Below are 4620 nucleotides of genomic sequence, written 5' to 3' on the forward strand. Positions count from 1 at the left end.
ATCGTCAGGGGTCCCGTCGTGCGTCCAGACCCTCCCACCAGCACAAATCACCCCTTGACAGCCCCGCCGATCAGCAAACTTCGCGGTCTTGCGTCAAGACCAGAAGCACGGTCGCAACCAAACTGCTCAAGCACACGACGGCTACCAACAGAACGGAGGTTTCTTGATCTTGGGTCTTCCAGGATTTTCGCAGGCGTCGAGTGCGCAGCACCGGTTCCGGCCTGATCCGAGCAGGCCGGACAGCGCATGAGGGGCCGGCACGCGAGTACGCCGACCCTCATGTCGTCGTGCTCAGGAAAGGGGAAACCAGGCCGCCAGACGCTTGGCAATGACCGGTACATCGACGTGGTCCTGCGCAACTTCCTCCACGAACGGCCCGGCAATGGAGACGGGCGGCGGGACGGTACCGGCACTGACGCCGTTGAACCGCAGGAAGACGCGCATGGCAAGCCAGGCTGTGCGCTTGTTGCCATCGATCAGCGCGTGATTGCGGGCAACGGAGTGCAGCAACGCCGCCGCCTTCTCGTGCAGCATGGGATACAGCTCGGCCCCGAACACGTTGGTCCGGGGCCGTTCGATCGCTGACACCAAGAGTCCCATGTCACGCACGCTGTGCTCGGTACCGTTGACCGTCCGAGCGACGGCCAGAATCTCGTCGATCTGGATGTAGCGCACTTCGGTCACTTCAGGTAGTCCAGGATCTCCGCATCGCTGTCCATCAGCTCGGCCAGGACGTCGCCGACCTTCAGCTCGGCCCGATTCTGGGCGTCACGAATGGCCTCAATGGCAAGCTCCTGCTTGCTGCGGTGCTCCCGACGAGCACGCTCGGTGAGCTTCGCATCAAGGTCATCGGGGAGTCGGAGTGTCATCGCCATACAGTGATGATACCTGACTGGTATCTAGGTGGCGAGGTGATACCAACCACTCAGGGCCGGCTTGCGCGGATCGATATGTCCGTTCGACCCGCTGCACGCAGGAAAACAGGTCGAGTGACCCGCCCAGACCACAAAAACGCAGGTCAGGCACCCTTGTCCGCGGGCTCCAGAATCGCCACGCACTCCACGTGATGCGTCATCGCGAAACATGTGGAGCGCAAACAGGTGGAAGTAGCCGCAGGTCAGCACCCTACGGCGGACATTCTGGGCAAAACGCTCGCGTGCGTTACGTGCGCTGTGTGCGTTACGTGCGGCTTCTTGACGCACGAGGCACCCAGCGTGCCAGATGGGCAGCAGAGCCAGGCTGGCGGTCGCGTCAGGCATTCACCCTGGTCGCAGGGCATCGGTCCCGAGGGTGCAGCCCTGGTGGTCGGCGAAGACGGTGGCCTTCATGGTGTTCTGCTTCTTCTTACCCGAGACGAAAGCACGGCGTCCGCCGCGGGTTGGCAGGGGGCCTCGGACCTGGATCTCGGTTGCGTCCAGCCGCAGCTCGATGTCTTCGGCCTGGGCGTATGCGAACACATCCGCCAGGGTCCACAGGCCGGGCCGGTCTGGGACCGCGCATCCCCGCTCGGCCAGTAGCCCCCGTACCTCGCCGATCGCACGGGTGACGGTGGAGCGGTCGACGCCGAACAGCAGCCCCAGCGCCGCATGCGGCACATCGAGCCATAATTGGATCAGTGTGGCCACGAGACGGTCGACGAACACCAGCCGATGCCGGACACCGGCTCCTGCCTCACGGTTTCTGGCCCCGCCGCGAGCCTCGTGGCAACGCTCCCTCGACCACGGCCTGCCACGGGCTGCCAAACTCCTCCACCAGTGACGCGAGATGCCCCCGGGAGACCCCCGTGCACACCTGATGCGCGAGAACCGTCCGACTGACCATGATCGCCACATCCGGATCACGCCACCCACCGGCAAGAACACATCGACCGCAATAACGCACCAGCTCGTTAAGGCTTGCCGGGAAGAGGCCAGAAGCGGCCGCTTCGTTCTCCCACGGTGAGGCCCTGGAATCCTGGCACGGCGTCGGCCTCCCGCTCGACGGATACCCGAGTGCACTAGGGTCATCACATGTCAGAACTGCACTCATTGACTGAGGCTGTTGCGCATGCCGACGCCATCGACGGTCTCCTCATCGACGTGACACTGCTTGCCGGGGGCTGGCAGGTCAGCGGGCGTCTCATCAGCGAAGTCCGATACCGGCAATCGATTACCGACACTGTGCGCAGCGGAAACGCTGCTGGGCTCGCGTCGTCCTTCGACAGGTTGACGGAGTATGCCAGCCAGAAGAGGAATGAGAACCAGCGACGGCGCAAGGCTGGCGCCCCGCATGCCTCACCACCCGAGACGCCGAAGTATGTTCACCTCGCTGAGGTGAACATCGACGGCGATCAACGCACCTGGTGCCTCCCCATCAGTGCTGTCGATGCCTGGTCGCTAGACGCGTTCGGCTTCGATCCCGACCATCCGCAGCCGCTGGAGTGACAACCCCTGCGGGGCGGATAGAGGCCCGCCGCACTGCCCTGCAGAGGGGACGCCCCCACATCCTTACCCCAGCTCCGCCGGACCCTCACCTGGGACCAGGGCCGAGAGCTCGCCCTGCACCAAGACATCGAGGCGCTGACCGGGCTGCGGATCTACTTCTGCGACCCGCACTCACCCTGGCAGCGCGGCACAAACGAAAACACCAACGGGCTGCTGCGGCAGTACTTCCGCAAGGGCACCGATCTGTCCGTGCACACGGCCACCGATCTGCGAGAAGCCGCCCGACAGCTCAACCGGCGCCCCCGCATGGTCCTCGGCGACAAGACCCCATCCGAAGCCATGCGAGACTACCTGACAGGCCCATTGACCTGCTGATTCGCAATCACTTGTCGGCGTACACGTGAACGTGGCTCTGGCAAGATCTTCGTAGGCGGAGATCGTCTCGGTACCGCGGTCAGCCGGTCCGCAGGATGGGCAGCCTGTGACTGTGCTCTATTGAACTGGTCAGTTTGTTACCCGCAGTTGTCTGATGTGCGGGGCCTCCCCCTGAGTGGTGGACACGCTGATACTGGATCTGCTTGATCCGGAGGAAGCGAGAAGACCGCCGATGGCGATGAAGGACTATTCGGGCGAGTGTCAGGCCCCGGGTTTTGTGGAGTGTCGATTAACTGGTTTTCAGGGAGTGGTCTGGGGTGCGGGTGATGCCGCGTGGGAGGCTTCGAACTCGGCCGGTGGGACGTGCCCGAGCTCTCCGTGGAGCCTTCGCTGGTTGAACCACGACGTACTCGGCGACGGCGATCTCGACGTCGTTGATGCCGGTCCAGGGGCCCGCGCTGCGGATCAGCTCGGCTTTGAACAGACTGTTGAATGCCTCGGCGAGGGCGTTGTCGTACGAATCGCTCTTGGATCCGACCGAGGCCACGGCCGCGGCCTCCTCCAGGCGCTCGGTGTAGCGCAGGGCCCGGTATTGAACTCCGCGGTCGCTGTGGTGGATGAGTCCGGTCAGGTCGGCGCCGGTGCGCCGGCGTCTCCATAGGCCCATCTCCAGGGCGTCCAGGGCGAGTTCGGTGTAGAGGCTGGTGGCGGCCTGCCAGCCGACGACCATGCGGGAGAAGACGTCGATGACGAACGCCGCGTATACCCAGCCCGAGTGCGTCTTGATGTAGGTGATGTCCGCGACCCACAGCTGGTTGGGTGCCTCGGCGGTGAACTGCCGCTCGACCAGGTCGCGGGGCGGTCGGTCTCCGGGGCGGGCCGGGTGGTGCGCGGGCTCTTGTCCCTCATCACGCCGCGCAGGCCGGCCGCCCGCATCAGGCGCTCGACCGTGCAGCGGGCCACCGGCCGGCCCTCGCGCCGCAGCGCGGCGTGGATCTTGCGGGCGCCGTAGACGCCGTAGTTGTCGGAGTGGATCACGCGGATCTCCTCGGTGAGCTCCCGGTCACGGGCCGCGCGGGCGGACTCGGGCCGGGCATGCGTGGCGTAGTAGGTGCTCGATGCGATCTCGGCGTCCGTGCCTTTCAGGACGTCGCAGATCGGCTGGACGCCGAACTCCTCTTTGTGCTGGTCGATATAGGCGACCTTCAGCGCAGTGGACGGTCCAGCTCCGCCGCGAAGAAAGTCGCCGACGACTTCAGGATCGCGTTGGCCCGGCGCAGTTTCTTGACCTCACGTTCCAGCTCGGCGATCCGCGCGGCCTCCACGCTGGTGGTCCCGGGGCGCAGACCGCCGTCGGTCTCGGCCCGCTTGACCCACCCCCGCAGCGCCTCGGGGTGGACATCGAGCTGGTCGGCGATGCGCTTGATCGCGCCGGCCCGGCCGACCGGGTCCTTGCGGGCCTCGATCGCCAGACGCGTCGCACGCTCACGCAGTTCGTCGGGGTACTTACGGGGAGCAGCCATGATCGGGTCCTTCCGGGTCTTCGATGTCTCCATCAAACCCGGGGGGATTCAGAGTTCAAGGCCGCCGAGTAGCCGAGGGGAATCTCACCCCTCGGCCCTCACAGATCCGTACGTGACGATCTCTCGTCATACGGCTCTTGTCGTTCTGGTCACCAGACGCGGGGTGCGTGGGTGGTCCAGGCCCAGTGGGCGAAGAACCGGGGTCGTCGTGCGACGGCCTGGTTCCACGCGGTCTGGGCTTTCTTCCTGCCCCGCAGCCGTTTGAACTTCTTGCGCATCCACCGCATCACGTAGGCGTT

The 4620-nt window shown here is 65.2% G+C and carries 3 protein-coding genes and 3 pseudogenes; 2 read left to right on the forward strand and 4 right to left on the reverse strand.

Annotated features, from left to right (window positions below):
- Positions 1-291: 291 nt before the first annotated feature.
- The 3 genes and pseudogenes from ACFU5K_RS31260 to ACFU5K_RS31270 form a co-directional block, all read right to left on the reverse strand.
- Positions 292-684, reverse strand: a complete 393-nt coding sequence (locus ACFU5K_RS31260) for a type II toxin-antitoxin system death-on-curing family toxin (protein ID WP_384067942.1) — start codon at positions 682-684, stop codon at positions 292-294.
- Positions 681-875 carry a ribbon-helix-helix protein, CopG family gene (locus ACFU5K_RS31265; RefSeq protein WP_384067945.1) on the reverse strand — a complete coding sequence of 65 codons (195 nt, stop codon included), beginning with the start codon at positions 873-875 and terminating at the stop codon, positions 681-683. The genes ACFU5K_RS31260 and ACFU5K_RS31265 overlap by 4 nt, the downstream gene beginning before the upstream one ends.
- A 387-nt stretch (positions 876-1262) precedes the next feature.
- Positions 1263-1821 (reverse strand): annotated as a pseudogene (locus ACFU5K_RS31270) (transposase family protein); the annotation flags it as partial.
- Positions 1822-2009: 188 nt separating this feature from the next.
- On the opposite strand from ACFU5K_RS31270, the gene ACFU5K_RS31275 reads away from it, so the two are divergent.
- Both ACFU5K_RS31275 and ACFU5K_RS31280 read left to right on the forward strand, forming a co-directional pair.
- Positions 2010-2423: a hypothetical protein gene (locus tag ACFU5K_RS31275; RefSeq protein WP_384067948.1), complete on the forward strand. Its 414-nt coding sequence runs from the start codon at positions 2010-2012 to the stop codon at positions 2421-2423.
- 57 nt (positions 2424-2480) lie between these two features.
- Positions 2481-2798: pseudogene (locus tag ACFU5K_RS31280) on the forward strand (IS30 family transposase); the annotation flags it as partial.
- A 300-nt stretch (positions 2799-3098) separates the two neighbouring features.
- Here ACFU5K_RS31280 and ACFU5K_RS31285 read toward each other — a convergent pair.
- Positions 3099-4321, reverse strand: a pseudogene (locus ACFU5K_RS31285) (IS3 family transposase).
- Positions 4322-4620 lie beyond the last annotated feature (299 nt).

It is taken from the genome of Streptomyces sp. NPDC057428, from assembly GCF_042803195.1.
Classification (GTDB): Bacteria; Actinomycetota; Actinomycetes; order Streptomycetales; family Streptomycetaceae; genus Streptomyces.

Excerpts from the sequence above, each read along its gene's own strand:
- ACFU5K_RS31265 (WP_384067945.1), bottom strand. The coding sequence starts at position 875 with ATGGCGATGACACTCCGACTCCCCGATGACCTTGATGCGAAGCTCACC.
- ACFU5K_RS31275 (WP_384067948.1), top strand. The coding sequence starts at position 2,010 with ATGTCAGAACTGCACTCATTGACTGAGGCTGTTGCGCATGCCGACGCC.